Source organism: Enterobacter cloacae complex sp. IR5428, from assembly GCF_049238585.1.
In the GTDB taxonomy this organism is placed as follows: domain Bacteria; phylum Pseudomonadota; class Gammaproteobacteria; order Enterobacterales; family Enterobacteriaceae; genus Enterobacter; species Enterobacter intestinihominis.
This window is the reverse complement of the sequence record NZ_JBMKHV010000003.1, coordinates 1-19,434: the sequence shown is the minus strand read 5'-3', so window position 1 is coordinate 19,434 and position 19,434 is coordinate 1. Positions and strand designations below refer to the sequence as shown.

The 19,434-nt window shown below is 54.5% G+C and carries 23 protein-coding genes and 1 other annotated feature; of the genes, 9 read left to right on the top strand and 14 right to left on the bottom strand.

The features are described 5' to 3' along the window. Positions 1 to 53 precede the first annotated feature (53 nt). The 4 genes from ACOTXC_RS04775 to leuE all read left to right on the top strand — a co-directional run bounded on the left by ACOTXC_RS04775 (position 54) and on the right by leuE (position 1,599). The gene (locus tag ACOTXC_RS04775) at positions 54 to 227 is read left to right on the top strand and encodes a YciY family protein (protein WP_017384232.1); all 174 of its coding nucleotides are present in this window, start codon (positions 54 to 56) and stop codon (positions 225 to 227) included. Positions 228 to 345: 118 nt separating this feature from the next. Continuing rightward, on the top strand, positions 346 to 474 hold the full coding sequence (locus tag ACOTXC_RS04770; RefSeq protein WP_209662595.1) for a KPN_01571 family protein: 129 nt from the start codon (positions 346 to 348) through the stop codon (positions 472 to 474). A gap of 11 nt (positions 475 to 485) precedes the next feature. After that, positions 486 to 896, top strand: coding sequence for an Exc2 family lipoprotein (locus tag ACOTXC_RS04765; protein ID WP_022648348.1), 411 nt, complete (start codon positions 486 to 488; stop codon positions 894 to 896). Positions 897 to 963: 67 nt separating this feature from the next. Beyond that, positions 964 to 1,599: a leucine efflux protein LeuE gene (gene leuE / locus ACOTXC_RS04760; RefSeq protein ID WP_006810877.1), complete on the top strand. Its 636-nt coding sequence runs from the start codon at positions 964 to 966 to the stop codon at positions 1,597 to 1,599. 33 nt (positions 1,600 to 1,632) lie between these two features. Here the strand turns inward: leuE and ACOTXC_RS04755 are convergent, their stop codons facing one another. Then, positions 1,633 to 1,929, bottom strand: coding sequence for a YciI family protein (locus ACOTXC_RS04755; RefSeq protein WP_063849113.1), 297 nt, complete (start codon positions 1,927 to 1,929; stop codon positions 1,633 to 1,635). A 221-nt stretch (positions 1,930 to 2,150) separates the two neighbouring features. Here ACOTXC_RS04755 and tonB point away from each other — a divergent pair, with 221 nt between their 5' ends. Then, the gene (tonB, locus tag ACOTXC_RS04750; protein WP_032622462.1) at positions 2,151 to 2,873 is read left to right on the top strand and encodes a TonB system transport protein TonB; all 723 of its coding nucleotides are present in this window, start codon (positions 2,151 to 2,153) and stop codon (positions 2,871 to 2,873) included. A gap of 38 nt (positions 2,874 to 2,911) precedes the next feature. Here the strand turns inward: tonB and yciA are convergent, their stop codons facing one another. The 5 genes from yciA to ACOTXC_RS04725 all read right to left on the bottom strand — a co-directional run bounded on the left by yciA (position 2,912) and on the right by ACOTXC_RS04725 (position 7,499). Beyond that, positions 2,912 to 3,307 (bottom strand): acyl-CoA thioester hydrolase YciA, encoded by a 396-nt coding sequence (yciA, locus tag ACOTXC_RS04745; RefSeq protein WP_022648341.1) that lies wholly within the window; start codon positions 3,305 to 3,307, stop codon positions 2,912 to 2,914. A 98-nt stretch (positions 3,308 to 3,405) separates the two neighbouring features. After that, positions 3,406 to 5,592, bottom strand: a complete 2,187-nt coding sequence (locus ACOTXC_RS04740; protein WP_045622002.1) for a TonB-dependent siderophore receptor — start codon at positions 5,590 to 5,592, stop codon at positions 3,406 to 3,408. Positions 5,593 to 5,772: 180 nt separating this feature from the next. Further along, positions 5,773 to 6,312 carry a septation protein A gene (locus tag ACOTXC_RS04735; protein ID WP_003856762.1) on the bottom strand — a complete coding sequence of 180 codons (540 nt, stop codon included), beginning with the start codon at positions 6,310 to 6,312 and terminating at the stop codon, positions 5,773 to 5,775. A gap of 13 nt (positions 6,313 to 6,325) precedes the next feature. Next, a complete protein-coding gene (locus ACOTXC_RS04730) occupies positions 6,326 to 7,069 on the bottom strand; it encodes a YciC family protein (protein WP_023300270.1) in 744 nt (247 codons plus the stop codon). A 25-nt stretch (positions 7,070 to 7,094) separates the two neighbouring features. Continuing rightward, positions 7,095 to 7,499 carry a YkgJ family cysteine cluster protein gene (locus tag ACOTXC_RS04725; protein ID WP_017384228.1) on the bottom strand — a complete coding sequence of 135 codons (405 nt, stop codon included), beginning with the start codon at positions 7,497 to 7,499 and terminating at the stop codon, positions 7,095 to 7,097. 282 nt (positions 7,500 to 7,781) lie between these two features. Between ACOTXC_RS04725 and ompW the strand changes: the two genes are divergently transcribed. Continuing rightward, positions 7,782 to 8,414 carry an outer membrane protein OmpW gene (gene ompW, locus ACOTXC_RS04720; protein WP_022648338.1) on the top strand — a complete coding sequence of 211 codons (633 nt, stop codon included), beginning with the start codon at positions 7,782 to 7,784 and terminating at the stop codon, positions 8,412 to 8,414. 286 nt (positions 8,415 to 8,700) lie between these two features. Here the strand turns inward: ompW and yedF are convergent, their stop codons facing one another. The 8 genes from yedF to trpL form a co-directional block, all read right to left on the bottom strand. After that, positions 8,701 to 8,934: a sulfurtransferase-like selenium metabolism protein YedF gene (gene yedF, locus ACOTXC_RS04715; RefSeq protein WP_003856774.1), complete on the bottom strand. Its 234-nt coding sequence runs from the start codon at positions 8,932 to 8,934 to the stop codon at positions 8,701 to 8,703. After that, the gene (gene yedE, locus ACOTXC_RS04710; protein WP_038416165.1) at positions 8,931 to 10,142 is read right to left on the bottom strand and encodes a selenium metabolism membrane protein YedE/FdhT; all 1,212 of its coding nucleotides are present in this window, start codon (positions 10,140 to 10,142) and stop codon (positions 8,931 to 8,933) included. Before yedE ends, yedF begins: the two co-directional genes overlap by 4 nt. Before the next feature lie 174 nt (positions 10,143 to 10,316). After that, a complete protein-coding gene (trpA, locus tag ACOTXC_RS04705) occupies positions 10,317 to 11,126 on the bottom strand; it encodes a tryptophan synthase subunit alpha (protein WP_063146359.1) in 810 nt (269 codons plus the stop codon). Beyond that, a complete protein-coding gene (gene trpB / locus ACOTXC_RS04700; protein ID WP_022648334.1) occupies positions 11,126 to 12,319 on the bottom strand; it encodes a tryptophan synthase subunit beta in 1,194 nt (397 codons plus the stop codon). Before trpB ends, trpA begins: the two co-directional genes overlap by 1 nt. Before the next feature lie 10 nt (positions 12,320 to 12,329). Beyond that, the gene (trpCF, locus tag ACOTXC_RS04695; RefSeq protein WP_032624116.1) at positions 12,330 to 13,688 is read right to left on the bottom strand and encodes a bifunctional indole-3-glycerol-phosphate synthase TrpC/phosphoribosylanthranilate isomerase TrpF; all 1,359 of its coding nucleotides are present in this window, start codon (positions 13,686 to 13,688) and stop codon (positions 12,330 to 12,332) included. A 3-nt stretch (positions 13,689 to 13,691) separates the two neighbouring features. Further along, on the bottom strand, positions 13,692 to 15,287 hold the full coding sequence (gene trpD, locus ACOTXC_RS04690; RefSeq protein WP_022648332.1) for a bifunctional anthranilate synthase glutamate amidotransferase component TrpG/anthranilate phosphoribosyltransferase TrpD: 1,596 nt from the start codon (positions 15,285 to 15,287) through the stop codon (positions 13,692 to 13,694). Beyond that, on the bottom strand, positions 15,287 to 16,849 hold the full coding sequence (locus ACOTXC_RS04685) for an anthranilate synthase component 1 (protein WP_421767446.1): 1,563 nt from the start codon (positions 16,847 to 16,849) through the stop codon (positions 15,287 to 15,289). Before ACOTXC_RS04685 ends, trpD begins: the two co-directional genes overlap by 1 nt. Positions 16,850 to 16,872: 23 nt before the next feature. Then, positions 16,873 to 16,967 (bottom strand) — a sequence feature (Trp leader region). Then, on the bottom strand, positions 16,944 to 16,988 hold the full coding sequence (trpL, locus tag ACOTXC_RS04680) for a trp operon leader peptide (RefSeq protein ID WP_071524153.1): 45 nt from the start codon (positions 16,986 to 16,988) through the stop codon (positions 16,944 to 16,946). Its footprint overlaps the feature before it by 24 nt. Before the next feature lie 139 nt (positions 16,989 to 17,127). Here trpL and rnm point away from each other — a divergent pair, with 139 nt between their 5' ends. From rnm to ACOTXC_RS04665, 3 genes are all read left to right on the top strand, one after another. Next, positions 17,128 to 18,009, top strand: a complete 882-nt coding sequence (gene rnm / locus ACOTXC_RS04675; protein WP_155024835.1) for an RNase RNM — start codon at positions 17,128 to 17,130, stop codon at positions 18,007 to 18,009. Continuing rightward, complete coding sequence (locus tag ACOTXC_RS04670) at positions 18,006 to 18,626, top strand: L-threonylcarbamoyladenylate synthase (RefSeq protein ID WP_003856793.1); 621 nt, start codon at positions 18,006 to 18,008, stop codon at positions 18,624 to 18,626. Before rnm ends, ACOTXC_RS04670 begins: the two co-directional genes overlap by 4 nt. 499 nt (positions 18,627 to 19,125) lie before the next feature. Continuing rightward, on the top strand, positions 19,126 to 19,329 hold the full coding sequence (locus ACOTXC_RS04665) for a DUF6150 family protein (RefSeq protein ID WP_421767445.1): 204 nt from the start codon (positions 19,126 to 19,128) through the stop codon (positions 19,327 to 19,329). Positions 19,330 to 19,434: the final 105 nt, after the last annotated feature.

Genomic DNA, 19,434 nt, shown 5'->3' with positions numbered 1-19,434 from the left:
TGCCGCCTGCTTAGGCATATAATGGCATCTCTGTTAGAGAAAGAGTTGTAGACATGAAGCGCAGTAGAACTGAAGTAGGGCGCTGGCGCATGTTGCGACAGGTGAGTCGTCGTAAGGCTCGTTGGCTGGAAGCACAATCCCGCCGCAATATGCGTATCCACGCCATCAGAAAATGTGGCCTGAACAGACACCGTAACGCGCTGCTGTTCGCGGTCCAGGATATCTGAAAAGCATGAGGGGCACCGTAAAGGTGCCCATTAAACATCCAGACTATTAATCTTTGCAGTCTCCTCCCGTCTGCTTTCCACGATATACTACGTCCCCATAACGTCATGATATTAAAAGATGAATCCTTATCTCTGGATTTTTATTGCACTTTTGGCGCTGGATGCGCTCAGGGAAGGTTTAGGACTTTCGTCATTTTCCTCATTGGCAGATTATGTTTTTGCGTGGGGAATACATTGGCTTTATTAAAGGAAAAAAGGATGAACGTAAAAGTGATGGCAGCACTCTTCGGGATTGCAGTATTAAGCGGTTGTGCCAGTAGCAAAACCTCACCCGAACGGCACGCGTTTTATTTCGTGTCGCATCAGTCCAGCTTTACTGGCGGCAATTACACCTCCAGCGTGCAGAAAAATTATCACCTGAACGTAGCGCAGTTCCGCGAGCTTTATGCCCGGGGCAAAGCTGACCGTGCGGAAGGGCGGACTCAGGCTGAAGCCAGTGAATACGCGCAAAGCATTCGCGATCAGCTGAAAGAAAATGCGAAGTCGCAGGAATTGTACGCAGGCAACGCGAAGGATAAATGGTCTTCGGACATGGACAGTAAAGACGCCATATTATTTGGTAACGAACTGGCCGCGACTTATCTTGATGGTTATAACGGCGTACAATAGCGCAACTGATTCAGGGGATACCGTAATTACCGGTATCCCCGCTGTTTTTGAGCAAAAGGAGTGAGACGTGTTTGCGGAGTTTGGTGTACTGAATTTCTGGACCTATGTTGTCGGCGCATTTTTTATCGTGCTGGTTCCAGGACCGAACACCTTGTTTGTGCTGAAAACAGGGATTGGCCACGGCGTTAAGAAAGGCTATCTGGCAGCCACCGGTGTGTTTATTGGTGATGCCGTGCTGATGTTTCTGGCCTGGGCGGGCGTTGCCGCGTTGATCCAGACCACTCCGGTATTATTTAATATTGTCCGCTATCTTGGGGCGTTTTATCTGCTGTGGCTCGGCGGAAAAATGCTCTGGTCCGTTATGACACGTCAAAAAAATGCGCACGAAAGTAGCGCCGAACCGGCAAGCGCGATCCTTAAGCGTTCGCTGGTGCTGAGCCTGACGAACCCGAAAGCGATTCTCTTTTACGTATCGTTCTTCGTGCAGTTCATTGATGTCAATGCGAAGAATACCGGCACGTCGTTCCTGATCCTCGCCACAACGCTTGAGCTAATCAGCTTCATGTACATGAGCTTCCTCATTTTCTCAGGCGCGTTTGTCACGCGTTACCTGAAAACCAAAAAGAAACTGGCGAAGCTGGGGAACGGGTTGATAGGCCTGCTGTTTGTTGGATTTGCGGCGAGGCTGGCGTCGCTGCACTGAATGAAGAAAAGGCTCCTGAGGGAGCCTTTCATTTCAGAACACTTTTTTATACGGGCGAACCGTGACTTTCTCGTACACGCCGGCTGCGACGTACGGGTCTGCTTCTGCCCAAGCCTGCGCGGCTTCCAGAGATTCAAACTCGGCAATCACCGTGGAGCCGGTAAAACCCGCTGCTCCCGGATCGTTGCTGTCAACGGCAGGCATCGGGCCTGCGGTCAGCAACCGACCTTCATCCTGTAGCAGCTGTAAACGCGCCAGATGGGCAGGGCGAACGGAAACACGTTTTTCCAGAGAATCAGGTACATCTTCAGCGTAAATCACATAAAGCACGGCAAAGCTCCTTAACCGGTAAAAGTGACATTTACGTTATGTGAAAGCACAAATGACTGCAATGTAAAGATAATAACAATGTTAAAACCCTGATCTGGATGCCCCTTTTTTGCCCTCTTATACGCTTAAATTGCGCCAGGACAAAGTGTCTTATTGAATATGATTGCTATTTGCATTTAAAATCGAGGTTCGGTTTTTTAACGTTGATGATTATGACTTCGATGACCCTTGATTTACCTCGCCGCTTTCCATGGCCGACGCTGCTTTCCGTCGTTATTCACGGTGCTGTCGTGGCGGGTCTGCTCTATACCTCGGTTCATCAGGTTATTGAAATGCCAGCGCCAGCGCAGCCAATTTCTGTGACCATGGTATCGCCCGCGGATCTTGAACCGCCGCAGGTTGCGCCGCCGCCGCCACAGCCCGTTGTTGAACCCGAGCCGGAACCCGAGCCGATTCCTGAACCGCCAAAAGAAGCGCCGGTGGTGATCCATAAGCCAGAGCCGAAACCTAAGCCGAAGCCAAAACCCAAGCCGGTCAAAAAGGTGGAAGAGCGTCCGAAACGCGAAGTGCGTCCGGTTGAGCCACGCACCACGCAGCCGGTTGAAAATGCCGCCCCGTCACGTCCGCTGATGAGTAACACCACGACCGCGACAAAACCGACGGTAACGGCGCCAGCGGGCCCGCGCGCGCTGAGCCGTAACCAGCCGCAGTATCCGGCACGTGCTCAGGCGTTACGTATTGAAGGGCGTGTACGGGTGAAATTCGACGTTACGGCTGATGGACGTGTGGATAACGTGGAAATCCTGTCCGCACAGCCGGCGAATATGTTTGAACGCGAAGTTAAATCGGCCATGCGCAGGTGGCGTTATGAAGCCGGTAAACCCGGCAATGGGTTGATTGTAAATATTGTCTTCCGCCTGAACGGCGGGGCACAGATGGAATAAAAGAAGCCTCCGCAAGGAGGCTTTTTTTTACCTGAGGATCAGCTCCGTGGGAGCTGGCGGGGCTTACCGTCGCTATCCACTGCCACGTAGATGAACAGGGCCTCCGTCGCCTTATAGCGCTGACCAATCGGTTCAGAAGAGACTTTTTTCACCCATACTTCAATGTTAATGGAGATAGACGTATTGCCGCGTTTTACGCAGCGTGCGTAACAGCACACCACGTCCCCCACCGCGACAGGGCGCAGGAAGGTCATGCCATCGACCCGGACGGTTACCACGCGCCCGTGTGCAATCTCTTTTGCCAGGATTGCACCGCCCATATCCATCTGCGACATTAACCAGCCGCCAAAAATATCGCCATTGGCATTCGTATCCGCAGGCATTGCCAGTGTGCGTAAAACCAGTTCGCCCTGTGGGGCGTCATTTGTTGTCATTGTTTTTAAACTCGTAACTGAAGACTTCAGGCGGGATGCTACTATGATTTCTGGCTGGAGAGAATAGGGTTAGCGCCCGCAGCGCGGGCGCCTGAAGGTCAGAAGGACATGGTTACGCCAGCGTAATAGGCGCGGCCCGGTTCGTTATAGGTAGATGCACCGTCATTTTCACGGTAAATCTGCTTGTCAAAGAGGTTGCTGATGCCGGCGTTCAGGCGCAGGTTTTTGGTCAGCTGATAGTTACTGCCGATACCCACGATGGAATACGCGCCGATCTCTCTGTTGGACATCGCATTTTCCTCTTTGCGGATTTCAGCGTTTTCTCTGGGCTTCTGGCGGCCGTACATCGTCCAGCTTACGTTGGCTGAAAGCTTGCTGTTAACCTCCCAGTCCAGCATGGTGTTGACGGTATATTTGGGGATAATCGACAACGGATTACCGGTGTCTTTACTTTCAGACTGAATCATATACGTCGCATTAGTACGCCAGGTTAGCGTGTCGCGAATAACAGGGACGGTGAGGTTGCCTTCCAGCCCTTCAACAACGGCCTTACCGCCGTTCTCCCATTGCAGGATATTTGCGCCGCTGCTTGTCTGCCCCAGCACGTCCGTTCCTGAAACGATCTTGTTTTTGTAATCATTGCGGAACCAGGTAATTCCAGCCTCGTAGCCTTCCAGGGCAAAGGCCAGGCCGATCTCTTTGTTCACGCTTATTTCCGGATCCAGATCCGGGTTACCTAACAGGTAACAGCTTCCTTCGGAAACGTTATTCGGGCAGCCATTACCGCGGGTGGAAAGCAGATAGCCTTCGCTGGATTGATACAAGTTTGGCGCTTTAAATACCCGAGCGATACCCGCTTTAACCTTGAACATATCACCCAAATCCTGAGAGAGGTTCAGGCTCGGACTCCAGTTGCTGCCAAATTGATTGTGATAATCAAAGCGGAGCCCTGGGATCAGGTTGGTGCCCTGACGCGCTTCAATATTGTCCTCAAGATAGATGCCGGTGAGGTCAGCGCTGTTTTTGCTGTTGCGCTCAGAAGCCGTGCCGGGAACGCCGTTAATCACTTCTCCCGACACATTTGTCGACTGCATTGAGGCCGGATCGTTCAGTTCATCACGGTTCCATTCTGCACCCACGGTTAGCGTCTGTTCGACCAGCCAGAAGAAAGGAATGTTCAGTTCACCCGTTGAACGGTATGATTCCAGCCGGCTGGTATCGTATTTATCGCTATTGATCATCCCTTCAACTTTGCCCGTAGAGCCTTCTTCCAGTCGGGTGTTGTTGGTCTTTTCATAATAAACCCCGAACTTTGACTGACCCCAGTCCCAGATGCCGTTGTGCGTAATGCCATAAGACTGGCGGTACATTCGGTTGGTTTCGTGACCATACAGGGACGACACCAGACCGTCAGGGCTGACGTTGCTGTTGCTGTATTGAGTATCACCCGCGTAGATATTGCCCTGGCGGCTGTAGCTGTAGTCGAAATCGATAATCTGCTGTGGCGTGAGTTTCCAGGAGAGCAGGGCATTAATGTCCTTGTTACGTACGCCCTCTCGCCCGGCGGCGTAAGAGCCGTTTTGCGCGGTGTTGATGTCCTGAGCATCTGCGTCGGTTTTGTTGATGTTCCCGTACAGGCGCATCGTTAACGCATCGCCCGCGAGGGGGCCGCTCAGATCAAAATTAGCGCGTTTCGTCGCCCCCTCTTTATCATTTTCAGGCTGGTTAGTGTACAGGGAGAGGGAGCCGTGCCAGTCGTTGGACGGGCGTTTGGTAATGATGTTGACGACGCCGCCGGCAGCCCCCGAACCATAGCGGGCGGCAGCTGGTCCCCGGAGCACTTCAATACGCTCAACCATCTCTGGCGGAACCCAGTTGGTGTCCCCGCGGGTGTCGCGCTCCCCGCGCCAGCTGTAGCGCACCGAGTTACGTGACGTCACCGGCACACCGTCAATCAGAATCAGCGTGTTCTCTGGCCCCATACCGCGGATGTCGATCTGACGGTTGTTACCACGACTGCCTGTCGCGCTGTTTCCGGTGAGGTTAACCCCGGGCATTTTGCGAATAATTTCCGAAAGATCGTTAACCGGTGGATCCTTTTCTATGTCCTTTGCCGTGATGATGGAAACCCCCGGCTGTTGCTTTAGGGCCTCTTCAGCGGTTGCCTGAACGACCATTGTTTCACCATCGGCGAGAGGATCTTCCGCTGCGTGCGCGCTCTGGTATAGCGTTGAAAGAATGGCGAGCGTAAGTGTAGCCGGGGCAAATCTTATTATGTTATTCATCAACTCATTTCCATTTGTTAAAAATGCGATGAAGAATATTAATGATAGTGATTCTCATTACAATAAAGCGACAGCAATCTCCATAAAATCTTCATGATTCAGTCATTTTCGCAGGAAGGTTGTGGAGAAAAGGGAAGGCGGGAAAAGAGGCCAGACCGCGTGACGATCTGGCCAGAAGGATCAGTGCTTGTCATCCTGCGGCATGTGGCGATAAATATAAACGCCGCTGAGTAGGGTGAAGATAAGGGTCAGCGCCGTCAGGCCAAACACCTTGAAGTTGACCCAGATATTCTGCGGCAGCCAGAATGCGATATAGATATTCGCCAGACCACACAGAATAAAAAATAGCGCCCAGGCGATATTCAGACGCCCCCACACAGCCTGCGGCAGCGTCAGTTCTTTCCCCAGCATGCGCTGGATCAGCGGCTTCTTCATCACCCACTGGCTGATGAGCAGCGCGCCCGCAAACAGGCCGTAAATCACTGTGACCTTCCATTTGATAAATTCATCATTGTGGAAGAACAACGTCAGACCACCAAACACCGCCACCATCAGGAAAGTGATGAGCGCCATCTTTTCAACTTTGCGATAGCGAACCCAGCTGTAAATCAGCACCACAGCCGTTGCCACAATCAGCGCCAGCGTGCCGGCATAGATGTCGTACAGCTTATAAAAAGCGAAAAATACGATCAGCGGTAAAAAATCAAGAAACTGCTTCATTCTGCGATCCCGGTTACTGACGAATTAACATGTACAGGCGGAACAAATAGACCAGCAGTACAGCTGAAATCAGATTGCTCAGCGTATTGGCGACAACCGCGCCGACGTTTGGCGTTAATACCGCAAAATTCGGCGCAAACAGCAACAGTAGAGTCTTGGCCAGCAACCAGCTGATAACGGCCGGGGCGACCAGACGCATATTCGCCCACGCGAGCCTTATGCTGCTGCGCATGGCGGTGAAAATACCCATTTTGTCCTGCACAACCATTACTGGCGCAAATGAAAGCACGATAGCCAGCAGCACGCCCGGAACGACAACCAACATTATCCCCATCTGGACCAGCAGCGTGGTCAGGAAGATGAGGATAAACAGTTTCGGCAGCACCGGAGCACTGGCCCCGATGGCACGTAACGCGCTGACGCGTTGGCCGGCAGACACCAGCTGGATCATCAGCAACACGCCACCCGCCAGAATGGCGTTGCCGATCAGCCCCGAGAAGGTAGATGCCGCAGATGCACGCAGCAAGATTTGCTGTTGCTCTGGCGTCATATTCTGCACAAGGTCAAATAACCCTGCGCTGCCTGCAAGATGATCCCCCTGGCTCAGCGAGGCAATCTGTTCATCACTGGGTGAGAACGCATGACCCAGCACCACCGTAATAAAGGCGCACAACAACGCGATCAGTAAAAAAGTAACGAACTGATTGCGGAAAAAATTTCCCGTGTCACGGTAGACAGACTTCGCCGTGATAGACATGCACTCTCCTTGAGTATTGCAGGTGTTAATTAGCCGGCAATTGTACACCGGATAACACGCTGGTGGCAGCATCAAGGCTTGTATGGAAAAGCATATCTTTGTAAAGCGGCGGTAATCCATAGCGGGCGCGGGCGCGATTGCATGCCTCATTGACCTGTCCATCCTCTCCCGACATCGCGAAAGTGCGGCACGGGCTGGGGCGATCCGCGTAAATGGAACAGCGGGTGGATACCCCAGGTTCACCTTGCAGTGCCACACAGCGGCTCTGTTTTTGGTTGGTGCCGCGCATGCAACGCAGGAAAGGGGTCAAGGGTTCAGTGAGATCAACCGGAACGGTGCCGCCGCCATCGCTGGCTTCAGCCCAGTAGAAAGAGACTCGAAAATACGCACAACAGGCTCCGCACGTCATGCACGGGTTATGATCACTCATGGCACACCTGCAAAAGTAGAACGCATCAAATCAGATTGTGAGAGCGATAAATTATCCAGCCGCTACAGGAAGCGCAAGAGAGGAAAAACAGAAAATTTTTTAACTATGAAATGCCAAAAATTGACGCGGTAACAACTTATTGCTTTATGAGGCGTCACCAAAAATTAACCTAGATCAATGAATGTTAACTTACTGGTTTTAATGTGATCTGTGTTAGATCACTTATTACTCATTTGTGAGTATATTCTCCTCCGCAATTAAAACCACAACGATGGAGCGGATATGAAAAAATTAGCGGTGGCAGCCCTTATCTTAAGCAGTCTCTCTGGCGGCGCGTACGCGCATGAAGCAGGTGAATTCTTTATTCGTGCCGGTTCGGCAACGGTGCGTCCAACGGAAGGTTCCGACAATGTACTGGGTATGGGCGGGTTTAGCGTCAGCAATAACACCCAGTTAGGCCTGACATTCACGTATATGGCTACGGATAACATTGGCGTTGAGCTTCTGGCCGCCACGCCATTCCGTCACCGCGTCGGTTTAGGGCCGACCGGGGACATTGCTACGGTGCACCATTTACCACCAACCCTGATGGCGCAGTGGTACTTCGGCGATTCCAGCAGCAAGTTACGCCCTTATATTGGTGCAGGCGTTAACTACACCACCTTCTTTGATGAGAAATTTAACGATACCGGTAAAGAGGCTGGGCTATCCGATCTCAGCCTGAAAGACTCGTGGGGCATGGCGGGGCAGGTTGGTCTGGATTATCTGATTAACCGTGACTGGCTGATCAACGCCTCGGTCTGGTATATGGACATTGATACAGACGTGCGCTTTAAAGCTAGCGGTGAGCAGCAGAGTATCAGTACCCGTCTGGATCCGTGGGTATTTATGTTCTCAGCGGGTTATCGTTTCTGACAGAAGATATATCCCCGGTCAGCCGGGGATTGCTGTATGGTGGTTGTTCCACATACCTGGCTGGAGGGGATATCCCCAACATCAAATTTGAATGTCCGGTTTGTGCAGGTAAACAGTTTCAGTTCACGACGTTCAGCCCAGCACATAGCCTACCTCACGGTGCTATCTGTTCCGTTTGCGGAACACGTCTCACCACTCATTCATGCCTGCCGAAACTCAGACGACGACGGTGGCCAAAGCCAGTAAACTAGATAAGGCCTCTGAGAGGCCTTTTTCGATCGTGAAATCACTTCTGAATTAAATAACGAATCGTTGGTCCGTCCTGCTGGATATCCAGCACGGTATAGCCGTGATTTTTGGCATCAAGCGGAATGTTATTGATCGACTGGGGGCAATCGCTCACCACTTCCAGAATTTCACCTTTCTTAAGCTGCGGTAACGCCTCAAGCGTGGCAACGGCCGGGTAAGGGCAGGGTTCACCCACCATATCGAGACGATAATCAGGCACGATCTCTTTCATGCGGCATTCTCCTGAGTTTCAGTTTTGACGGTGGCACGCCGGAAGAAGCGCTTTTCTTGCGCAATAACCAGTAAGAAGGCGATAAGCAGCAGGGCGTAGGTCACCATGAGCCCCCCGAGTGGACCAAAGGTATTCAGCAAATTGACCCTGTCCCAGTTGGTTGCCAGTACTGGAGAGACGTCATCCCAGTAGTACGCCAGGAGGGTTGAGCCAATCACGTTACCCAGACCAACCCACCAGTAATGCACCTGGCCTTCCACGGCGCGATACATCCAGCCAGTTTCGCACCCGCCCGCCAGTACGATGCCAAAACCAAACAGCAGCCCGCCAATGACCGCATTAGGACCGGCCCACATGATTTTCGGCTCAACGCCGAGCTGAACATAGCTAAAGATCCCGATCGCGCTCACGGCCATCCCGGCAATAATGGCTTTCGCCATCATGGTACGTCCGGTGATCCACATATCGCGAAACGCGGAGGTAAAGCAGATCTGCGCGCGTTCAATCAGCAGACCAAAGCCGACGCCGAACAGCATGGCCAGACCGAGTTTGGGCTGATTCATCGCCGTGCAAATCGCCCAGGCAACCATAGCAAAAAAGACCAGCATACCGAGGCGGAAGCGACGACGCGCCTGATCGGGTTTTTGCGTTAACGGAGATGCAGCGCTAACTTTCGTCATTTTCACCGGAATGCGGAACAGTGGCAGCAGGGTGAACTTTGCACCGAAATATGAGCCTATGGCGGTGGCGACGGCAAAGAACCAGGCATGCAGCGAGAACTGCGGAATACCGGTAAAGAACGCGGCCAGATTACAGCCCATCGCCAGGCGGGCGCCAAACCCGGCAATGATACCGCCGACCACGGCCTGCATAATGCGGATGCGGCTTTTCGGCATGCGCAACTTAACGTTGTTGGCCCACAGCGCGGCCGCAAAACATCCGCCAAACATGCCAATGATCATCATTCCGTCGATGCGGGTCAGCGGTGAGCCCTCAAGATGGATCAGTTTGAAGTAACCCCACTCTTCGGCATGAACGCCTGCCAGCTGTAATAGCTGCCCACCCCAGCGGGTAAACTCGCCCGTAACAGCCCAGAAGGTGCCGGTAATACCGAAATAATAGGTAGAGAGAATGCCTGCCGCGATAACGGCCGGAACAGGTGACCAGAACTTAACCAGGTAAGTCTGTTTGAAGGAATGCCAGGACATGAATAACCTCTGAACTCAGAAGGGTAACGCTAAAAAGAGCCCAGATCATACGCTTACGCGAAAGTTTGAAAAGTCATTCACACCGAAAATATCGACAGGATCAATTTTGACCTGCTTCTTTCAGGAAGAGATAAGGGAAAACCGCCTGACGCCGGGGCCAGACGGTGTTAACGGTTACGCCTTGTGTGTGGCCGCTTTCATGGATGTGACGAATGCGTGTAACTCAGCCAGCATCTGCTCTGGCTTATCCACATTCTTCTCGATGATTTTCACGATAGCCGAACCGGAAATGGCCCCGGCGGCTTTCGCGTCAATCGCCGCAGTAACCTGATCCGGAGAGGAAATCCCAAAGCCCTGAAGCGGCGGTGCAGCATGGTATTCTGCCAGCTTCTCCACCAGATGATGCAGCGGAAGCGCGGCTTTGTTTTCCGCACCGGTGACGCCCGCACGGGAGAGCAGGTAAGTGTAACCCCGTCCGTAAGAGGCAATCTGGCGCAACAGATCGTCATCAGCATTCGGTGGACAGATGAAAATCGGCGCGACGTTGTGGCGCATCGCCGCCTGACGGAACGGCGCAGACTCTTCAACGGGCACGTCAGCCACCAGCACGGAGTCAACGCCCACGCGGGCGCACTCTGCGTAAAACGCATCAATACCGCGGCTGAACACCAGGTTGGCGTACATCAGCAGGCCGATCGGAATGGTCGGGTGCTTCTGGCGGATCGCCGCCAGCATTTCGAAGCACTGGCCCGGCGTCACGCCCGCAGCAAACGCGCGAAGCGTCGCATTCTGGATTGTCGGGCCATCCGCCAGCGGATCGGAGAACGGAATCCCCAACTCCAGCGCGTCGGCACCGGCGTCAATCAGGGTATCGATAATCTTCAGCGACAGCTCCGGACCGGGGTCGCCCAGCGTCACGAAGGGAACGAAAGCGCCTTCCTGGCGGGCTTTCAGTTGTGAAAATGCGTTGTCGTAGCGTTCCATCAGATTTCCCCTCGTGCTTTCAGAATATCGTGAACGGTGAAGATATCTTTGTCACCGCGACCGGAAAGGTTTACCACCAGCAGCTGCTCTTTTTCCGGGTTTTCCTTCATCATTTTCAGCGCGTGCGCCAGCGCGTGGGAAGACTCCAGCGCCGGGATGATCCCTTCATTGCGGCACAGCGTTTTGAAGGCCTCCAGCGCTTCGTCATCGGTGATGGAGACATAATCCGCGCGGCCGGTGCTGTTGAGGAACGCGTGCTGCGGCCCTACGGACGGGAAATCCAGCCCGGCAGAGATTGAGTAAGACTCCTCAATCTGCCCTTCATCGGTCTGCATCATCGGGGCCTTCATGCCGAAGTAGATCCCCACGCGGCCATGCTTCAGCGGCGCACCGTGCTCACCCGTTTCAATGCCGTGGCCGGCAGGCTCAACGCCAATCAGCCCAACGCTGGTTTCGTCGATAAAATCGGCAAACATGCCGATGGCGTTAGATCCGCCGCCAACGCAGGCGATCACCGCATCCGGCAGGCGACCCTCTTTTTCGAGGATCTGCGCTTTAGTCTCTTCACCGATCATGCGCTGGAATTCACGCACGATGGTCGGGAACGGGTGTGGGCCTGCCGCGGTACCGAGCATATAGTGGGCGGTTTCGTAGCTGCCAGACCAGTCGCGCAGCGCTTCATTACAGGCATCTTTCAGCGTGGCAGAACCGCTGTGCACAGGGATCACTTCCGCCCCCATCAGACGCATACGGAACACGTTAGGCGACTGGCGTTCAACGTCTTTCGCCCCCATATAGATGCGGCACTTCAGGCCGAGCAGGGCGCTGGCGAGGGCAGAGGCCACGCCGTGCTGGCCCGCGCCGGTTTCGGCGATAATTTCGGTTTTACCCATACGTTTGGCGAGCAGAGCCTGGCCAAGCACCTGATTAGTTTTATGCGCGCCGCCGTGCAGCAGATCTTCACGTTTAAGGTAGAGCGTGGTTCTGGTGCCTTCGGTCAGGTTGCGGCATTTGGTCAGTGCCGTCGGACGACCGGCGTAGTTTTTCAGCAGGTCAGTAAACTCCGCCTGAAACGCCGGATCTTTCTGCGCGCTCACGAACGCTTCTTCCAGCTGGCGCAGCGCGGGCATCAGGATTTGTGGGACGTACATCCCACCAAACTCACCAAAATACGGGTTAAGTAATGTCGTCATCTTCTCTTCCTTAATATGCACGTAGAGTTTTAAATACCGATGCCAGCTTGCTGGCGTCTTTTATGCCCGGTTGGGACTCTACGCCTGAATTGAAATCGAGGCCGGCGCAGCCGGTTTTGGCTGCTTCCACACAGTTATCGGGGCTTAATCCCCCCGCCAGCAGGACATTGTCCAGCACTTCGCCACGCAGCAGTGACCAGTCGAAACGCTGCCCCGTGCCGCCCTGGCCGTTGTCGAGCACGTATTTATCAACATGCGTAAGGTTACGCGCGGGCAGGATGGCGCCAACGCTTTGCGCTTTCCAGATCTGAACCTGAGGTGCCAGAACATGTCGCAGAGCATCGATGTATGTCTGATCTTCATCGCCATGTAGCTGAACCGCGCTCAGGGATAACGCGTCCGCTTTCGCCGCAACGTCGTTAATATCCGCATTGCGGAACACGCCCACGTAGCTCAGTGGCGCAGCCGCAATCACCTTGCGCGCCTGTTCTTCATTAACGGCGCGAGGAGAGGACTCAACAAAGATCAGACCACCATAGATTGCGCCCGCCTCATACGCCGCCTGCGCATCCTGTTCACGGGTCAGGCCGCAAACTTTGTTCTCACCCAGCAGCACACGGCGCACGGCCGCATTAAGATCGTCGTGTTCCATCATCGCGGAACCGATCAGGAAACCGTTGGCAAAGTGGCTGAGTTCGCGCACCTGAGCGTAGCTGTTGATTCCGGATTCGCTGATCACCGTGACGCCCGCACCCAGACGCGGCGCAAGCTGGCGCGTACGGTTGAGGTCAATCGACAGGTCGCGCAGGTCGCGGTTGTTAATGCCGACCACTTTGGCTTCCAGCGCGATGGCGCGCTCCAGCTCCTCTTCGTTGCTCACTTCGGTAAGCACGCCCATATTCAGGCTGTGCGCGACGGCGGAGAGCTGGCGATACTGTTCGTCATCCAGCACGGAGAGCATCAGCAGGCAGGCATCGGCCTGGTAAAAGCGCGCCAGCCAGATCTGATACGGGTCGATAATAAAGTCTTTGCACAGAATCGGCTGCGGCGCGATGCCGCTGACTACGGGCAGAAAATCGAAGCTGCCCTGGAAATATTTCTCATCCGTCAGCACAGAAATGGCAGACGCATGATGCTTGTAGATACCGGCAATACGCGCCGGGTCGAAATCGTCACGGATCACGCCTTTGGACGGAGACGCTTTTTTACACTCCAGAATAAACGCGGTACGCGCGCCCTGGAGGGCATCATAGAAACGACGGCTGCTCGGAACGACGTCATTCTGAAAACTGGCGAGCGGCTGCTGTTGCTTACGGGCTTCCACCCAGATGGCCTTATCGGCGACGATTTTCGCTAAAACGGTCTGCATTATTTACCCTCTTGCCGCAAGTGCGGTAACGCGATCGTAAGCTGCACCGGAGCGCAGTACGTCCAGAACTTTTTGGGCGTTGGCTTTCAGATCTTCCTCGCCATGTAAACGCATCAGCATGGCTACGTTGGCCGCCACGGCGGCCTCATGGGCGGCCTCACCTTTACCTTGTAATAAGCGCGTGAGAATGTCACGGTTTTCTTCCGGCGTGCCGCCCGCCAGGGCGTCCTGATGGTACGGGGTCAACCCGAAATCAGCGGCCTCAAGCTGATAGTTCAGCACTTCGCCGTTATTCAGTTCGGCCACCAGCGTGGGCGCATGCAGGGAAACTTCATCCATCCCGCCGCTGTGTACCACGGCGGCGCGTTGGTAACCGAGGACGCGCAGCGTCTCCGCAATCGGCAGGACCAGCTCCGGACTGTAAACGCCAATCAGCGCCAGCGGCGGGTGCGCCGGGTTAATGAGTGGACCGAGCACATTAAACAGCGTCCGGGTTTTAAGCTGCTGGCGAACGGGCATCGCGTGGCGGAAACCGGTGTGATACTTCGGCGCAAACAGGAAACAGACGCCCAGGTCATCCAGCGCTTCACGGGAACGCTCGGCGTTCATGTCCAGGTTGATACCGAAAGCCGCCAGCAGGTCGGACGATCCGGAACGGCTGGACACGCTGCGGTTGCCGTGCTTCGCCACTTTCAGTCCGCATGCCGCCGCCACAAAGGCGCTGGCGGTCGAAATATTGATGCTGTTGCTGCCGTCGCCACCGGTCCCAACGATATCGGCAAACGGATAGTCCGGGCGCGGGAACGGGGCGGCATTTTCCAGCAGCGCGGTTGCCGCACCGGCGATCTCCTGCGGGCTTTCGCCGCGCACTTTCATGCTCACCAGCGCAGCGGCCAGCTGCTCAGGCTTCAGCTCGCCGCGCACGACGGCGGAGAAAAGCTGGTGGCTCTCCTGCTGGCTCAGGGTCTGGGCCTGATACAGTTTTTCCAGAATCGGTTGCAGGGTGTTGGTCTGCTCCAGCTTTTGCAGCGCCCAGTTGAGCGTTTGCTCCAGCAGGCGCGCGCCGTTAGACGTCAGGATAGATTCCGGGTGGAACTGCATCCCGCAGACGCGATCCGCATCGTGACGCACCGCCATCACCATCCCTTCAAACGAGGCGTTAATCGTCAGCCCGGCCGGAATATTGCTGCCGACCAGCGAGTGGTAACGCGCTACCGGAAGCGGGTTCGGCAGACCGGCAAACATCGCCTGACCGTCATGTTCAATGCTTGACGCTTTACCATGCAGGATCTCCCCCGCCTGACCCACGTAACCACCGTAGGCTTCGACAATCGCCTGGTGGCCGAGGCAGATGCCGATAATCGGCAGCTTGCCGCGCATACGGGTCAACAGCTCAGGCATACAGCCCGCTTCGCTCGGTGCGCCTGGCCCCGGGGAGAGCATCAGCACCGGGTTTTGCATGGTCGCCAGACGGTCAATCAGCGTCTGGGCCGGAACGTGGTTGCGATAGATAACGACGTTGTGCCCATTCGCACGCAGCTGATCTGCCAGGTTGTAGGTAAAGGAATCGATATTATCGAGCAGCAGAATGTCAGCCATCAGAAAATCTCCTGTGCATGGTGTGCGGTAGCAATGGCGCGCAGTACCGCGCGCGCTTTACTGCGGGTTTCGTCGGCTTCCGACTGCGGAACAGAATCCAGCACAATCCCGGCCCCGGCCTGGACGGTAGCAATGCCGTCCTCAACGTAGGCGGAGCGAATCACGATGCAGGTATCGAGGTCACCGTGAGCGGTGAAATAGCCCACCGCGCCACCGTAGCTGCCGCGACGGCGGCCTTCAGCTTCGGCAATCAGCTGCATGGCGCGGACTTTCGGCGCGCCGCTCAACGTGCCCATGTTCATGCAGGCGCGGTAGGCGTGCAGGACGTCGAGGTCGTGGCGCAGCTCACCCACCACGCGGGATACCAGATGCATGACGAAGGAGTAGCGGTCGACTTTGGTCAGGTCTGCCACATAGCGGCTGCCCGGCGTACAAATACGCGCCAGGTCGTTACGTGCCAGGTCAACCAGCATCAGGTGTTCGGAGAGCTCTTTGTGGTCGGTACGCATTTCCAGTTCGATGCGGCTGTCGAGATCGCGGTCCAGGGAGCCATCGGCACGACGGCCGCGTGGACGGGTTCCCGCTATCGGGTAGATCTCAATCTGGCGGCTGGTGGCGTCGTACTTGAGGGAGCTTTCCGGTGACGCGCCGAACAGAGTGAAATCATTGTCCTGCATAAAGAACATGTACGGGCTTGGGTTGCTCTTTTTCAGCACATCGTAAGCCGCCAGCGGCGACGGGCAGGGCAGTGAAAAGCGACGGGACGGCACCACCTGGAAAATCTCCCCGGCACGAATCGCTTTTTGCATCTGACGGACCACCGCGCCGTACTGATCGTCGGTCTGACTCACCTCGCAGGTCATCTTTTCAACACGCTGCACCGGGAGCGCGGGCGGTGCTTCTGACATCTGCTGTTGCAGTTGGGCGATGCGCTGCGCGAGGCGATTTTTCTCAGACACAGATGGCGTGAACAGGCTTGCCTGAATGCGGGTGTATTTTTTCTGATGATCGATCACCAGCAGGGTTTCGGCCAGGTAGAAGCAGTAGTCCGGGCAGCGGTTACCCTGCTCGGTTTCCGGTAAATCTTCAAAGCCAGCAACCAGGTCGTAAGCAAACAGCCCGCCAAAGAACATTGCTTCGCGCTCATCTTCCGGCACATTGACCAGATTTTGCAGCAGGCGGAAGGCGTCGAAAACGGAGAGTGAGCAGAGGCGGGCATCTTCATCCAGCAACTGGCTTACCGGCGGGAAATGCAGAATTCGCAGGTCCGGATGACGCTCATTTTCAATGCCTGAAGGCAGAGCCGCATCCAGCAGCGGCAGCAGCGACGCGCCATTCTCGGATAACGCCTTAATAGTGACAGTGTCACCCGATGCGGTAATGCGCAGCGCGCTGTCAACCAGCAGCAGGCTTTTGAGATCGTCCTTGCTGTCGATATCAGCAGATTCCAGCAGCAGCGTCGCAGGACGTGCACCGCACACCTGATGAAAGAGCGCGGTAGGGTTATGGCGATAGGCCGCCTCGCAGGTTAGCAGTTCGAGGTGGGGTTTGGCTTTTTGCATGTTGTTATTCTCATATTCTGTTCAAAAAAAAGCCCGCTTGGGAGCGGGCCGGGTATCTGTTTGCTTTTCGCAGACGCGTGACACTGCCCGAAGATCAGGAAGTACGCCACCAACCGTGCAGAGCGAAATGTGCTGTCATTTTCAGATACCTTTCTTGTGTGAACTTGCGTACTAGTTAACTAGTTCGATGGCGTGTTGTCAACCCCTGATTTCAGTATTTCGCGGTAAGTCGGTATCATAGGTGCTTCAGATGTCTCCAGACTGTTATGGGAAGTGCTTTGAGCGATACCACCTACGCCGTAATTTATGATTTACACAGCCATACGCAGGCTTCAGATGGCCTGCTGACGCCCGAAGCCCTGGTCCATCGCGCCGTTGAAATGCGTGTCGGCACGCTGGCAATAACCGATCACGACACAACAGACGCCATCCCCGCCGCGCGCGCCGAGATTGCCCGAAGCGGGCTGGCGCTAAATCTGGTGCCCGGGGTCGAGATCTCCACGCTCTGGGAAAACCACGAAATTCATATCGTTGGCCTGAATATTGATATAGAACATCCGGCAATGTGCGCATTTTTGCAAGAACAAAAAGCACGACGCAATCAACGCGCGGAGTTGATAGGCGAGCGTCTTGAGAAGGCGCATATCCCCGGTGCGCTGGAAGGCGCGCGCAAGCTGGCGAACGGTGGGGCGGTCACGCGCGGCCATTTCGCCCGTTTTCTGGTTGACGCCGGTAAAGCGACGACCATGGCGAATGTGTTTAAAAAGTATCTGGCTCGCGGGAAAACCGGATACGTTCCTCCCCAGTGGTGTACAATAAAACAAGCTATTGATGTGATTCATCATTCTGGTGGTAAGGCCGTATTGGCCCATCCGGGGCGGTATAATCTTTCTGCTAAATGGCTGAAAAGGCTGCTGGCCCACTTTGCCGAATCCGGCGGTGAGGCGATGGAAGTTGCCCAGTGTCAGCAGGCACCCAATGAGCGTTCGCAGCTCGCGACCTACGCCCGTCAGTTTGGCCTGCTTGGGTCACAGGGTTCAGATTTCCATCAGCCCTGCGCGTGGATTGAACTGGGGCGCAAGCTCTGGTTACCCGCTGGCGTTGAGCCCGTCTGGCAGCTCTGGGAACAGCCACAGCAAATTGAAGAGAGGGAAGTATGAGTCAGTTTTTCTATATCCATCCGGATAACCCACAGCCACGTCTGATTAATCAGGCTGTGGAAATCGTCCGTAAAGGTGGCGTTATTGTCTACCCAACCGATTCTGGCTACGCGCTGGGCTGTAAAATCGAGGATAAAGGGGCGATGGAGCGCATCTGTCGCATCCGCCAGCTGCCAGACGGCCACAACTTCACCCTAATGTGTCGCGATCTCTCTGAGCTGTCGACCTATGCGTATGTCGACAACGTAGCCTTTCGCCTGATCAAAAACAACACGCCGGGTAACTACACCTTCATTCTGAAAGGGACAAAAGAGGTGCCGCGTCGTCTGTTGCAGGAAAAACGTAAAACCATCGGCATGCGCGTGCCGTCGAACCCGATTGCCCAGGCGCTGCTGGAAACCCTCGGCGAGCCGATGCTGTCTACCTCGCTGATGCTGCCGGGCAGTGAGTTTACCGAGTCCGACCCGGAAGAGATCAAAGATCGTCTGGAGAAAGTGGTGGAGCTGATTATTCATGGCGGCTATCTAGGCCAGCAACCTACCACCGTGGTGGATCTCACCGAAGATGCGCCAGAAGTGATTCGTGAAGGCGTAGGCGATGTAAAGCCTTTCTTGTAGTTTAAGCAGATAAACTACGCGGCCATCAAAGCAGGGCGCCGCCCTGTTTTTGACCTGATTCGACGCCTGTGAAGGCGCACAAGATAAATATTAAACGCTTTATAATCAGTGAGTTAATATATCTCGATTAATGGTTGTTACCAGCTTGTGTGACAGCCATTAGCCACATTGCGACTCTCATCATGTATGTACACCTTTCCCTGCCGTTAATGGCTTCATTGGTACAGCTCCGTTATGGGTATTAATACCGAGGGGCTTTATGGCTTCTCTTTTCCAAAATCTGTTAGTTGCGCGTTTTCTGCACCCTGGTTAACCTAAGATTAATCCTAATGAATCAAGGGTGAGCTTGGCTATCGGGAACAGACAGATTCAAAAAGGAATCACCCAAAGAAAAGTTAGATCGCTTGCTGGATGAGCTTGCATTCACAAAGGAGCAACGGGATTTTATAGAATCCATGCGGCAAGATAACGTGGATAAAAACAACGAGGAGTAGTGTCTATGGCGTGGATCTGTGAAGTTAGCAGCCGTAGTACTGCCGATATTGCTGTTTGTGTAGTCGGTTCAAGATCAGTAGCCGATCTGTTGGTTTGTAGAGTTGAGTCGCGCAGTGTGTCTCAAGGTATGGATGGGCTATGGTGTGAGGTAACGTCTCGAAGTGTTGCTTCATCGAAAGTGAAGTTTGAATCGCCACGGATAATCTAGACACTTCTGAGCCGTTGATAATATAGGTTTTCATATTCAGCCGGTGGCATCTGCTCGCTCGAACCATGCCGACGCTTACTGTTATAAAACATTTCGATATAATCA

Coding starts and splice junctions, on each gene's coding strand:
- ACOTXC_RS04775 (WP_017384232.1), top strand. CDS start 54: ATGAAGCGCAGTAGAACTGAAGTAGGGCGCTGGCGCATGTTGCGACAG.
- ACOTXC_RS04770 (WP_209662595.1), top strand. CDS start 346: ATGAATCCTTATCTCTGGATTTTTATTGCACTTTTGGCGCTGGATGCG.
- ACOTXC_RS04765 (WP_022648348.1), top strand. CDS start 486: ATGAACGTAAAAGTGATGGCAGCACTCTTCGGGATTGCAGTATTAAGC.
- tonB (WP_032622462.1), top strand. CDS start 2,151: ATGACCCTTGATTTACCTCGCCGCTTTCCATGGCCGACGCTGCTTTCC.
- yciA (WP_022648341.1), bottom strand. CDS start 3,307: ATGACAACAAATGACGCCCCACAGGGCGAACTGGTTTTACGCACACTG.
- ACOTXC_RS04740 (WP_045622002.1), bottom strand. CDS start 5,592: ATGAATAACATAATAAGATTTGCCCCGGCTACACTTACGCTCGCCATT.
- ACOTXC_RS04735 (WP_003856762.1), bottom strand. CDS start 6,312: ATGAAGCAGTTTCTTGATTTTTTACCGCTGATCGTATTTTTCGCTTTT.
- ACOTXC_RS04730 (WP_023300270.1), bottom strand. CDS start 7,069: ATGTCTATCACGGCGAAGTCTGTCTACCGTGACACGGGAAATTTTTTC.
- ACOTXC_RS04725 (WP_017384228.1), bottom strand. CDS start 7,499: ATGAGTGATCATAACCCGTGCATGACGTGCGGAGCCTGTTGTGCGTAT.
- ompW (WP_022648338.1), top strand. CDS start 7,782: ATGAAAAAATTAGCGGTGGCAGCCCTTATCTTAAGCAGTCTCTCTGGC.
- yedF (WP_003856774.1), bottom strand. CDS start 8,934: ATGAAAGAGATCGTGCCTGATTATCGTCTCGATATGGTGGGTGAACCC.
- yedE (WP_038416165.1), bottom strand. CDS start 10,142: ATGTCCTGGCATTCCTTCAAACAGACTTACCTGGTTAAGTTCTGGTCA.
- trpA (WP_063146359.1), bottom strand. CDS start 11,126: ATGGAACGCTACGACAACGCATTTTCACAACTGAAAGCCCGCCAGGAA.
- trpB (WP_022648334.1), bottom strand. CDS start 12,319: ATGACGACATTACTTAACCCGTATTTTGGTGAGTTTGGTGGGATGTAC.
- trpCF (WP_032624116.1), bottom strand. CDS start 13,688: ATGCAGACCGTTTTAGCGAAAATCGTCGCCGATAAGGCCATCTGGGTG.
- trpD (WP_022648332.1), bottom strand. CDS start 15,287: ATGGCTGACATTCTGCTGCTCGATAATATCGATTCCTTTACCTACAAC.
- ACOTXC_RS04685 (WP_421767446.1), bottom strand. CDS start 16,849: ATGCAAAAAGCCAAACCCCACCTCGAACTGCTAACCTGCGAGGCGGCC.
- ACOTXC_RS04670 (WP_003856793.1), top strand. CDS start 18,006: ATGAGTCAGTTTTTCTATATCCATCCGGATAACCCACAGCCACGTCTG.
- ACOTXC_RS04665 (WP_421767445.1), top strand. CDS start 19,126: ATGGCGTGGATCTGTGAAGTTAGCAGCCGTAGTACTGCCGATATTGCT.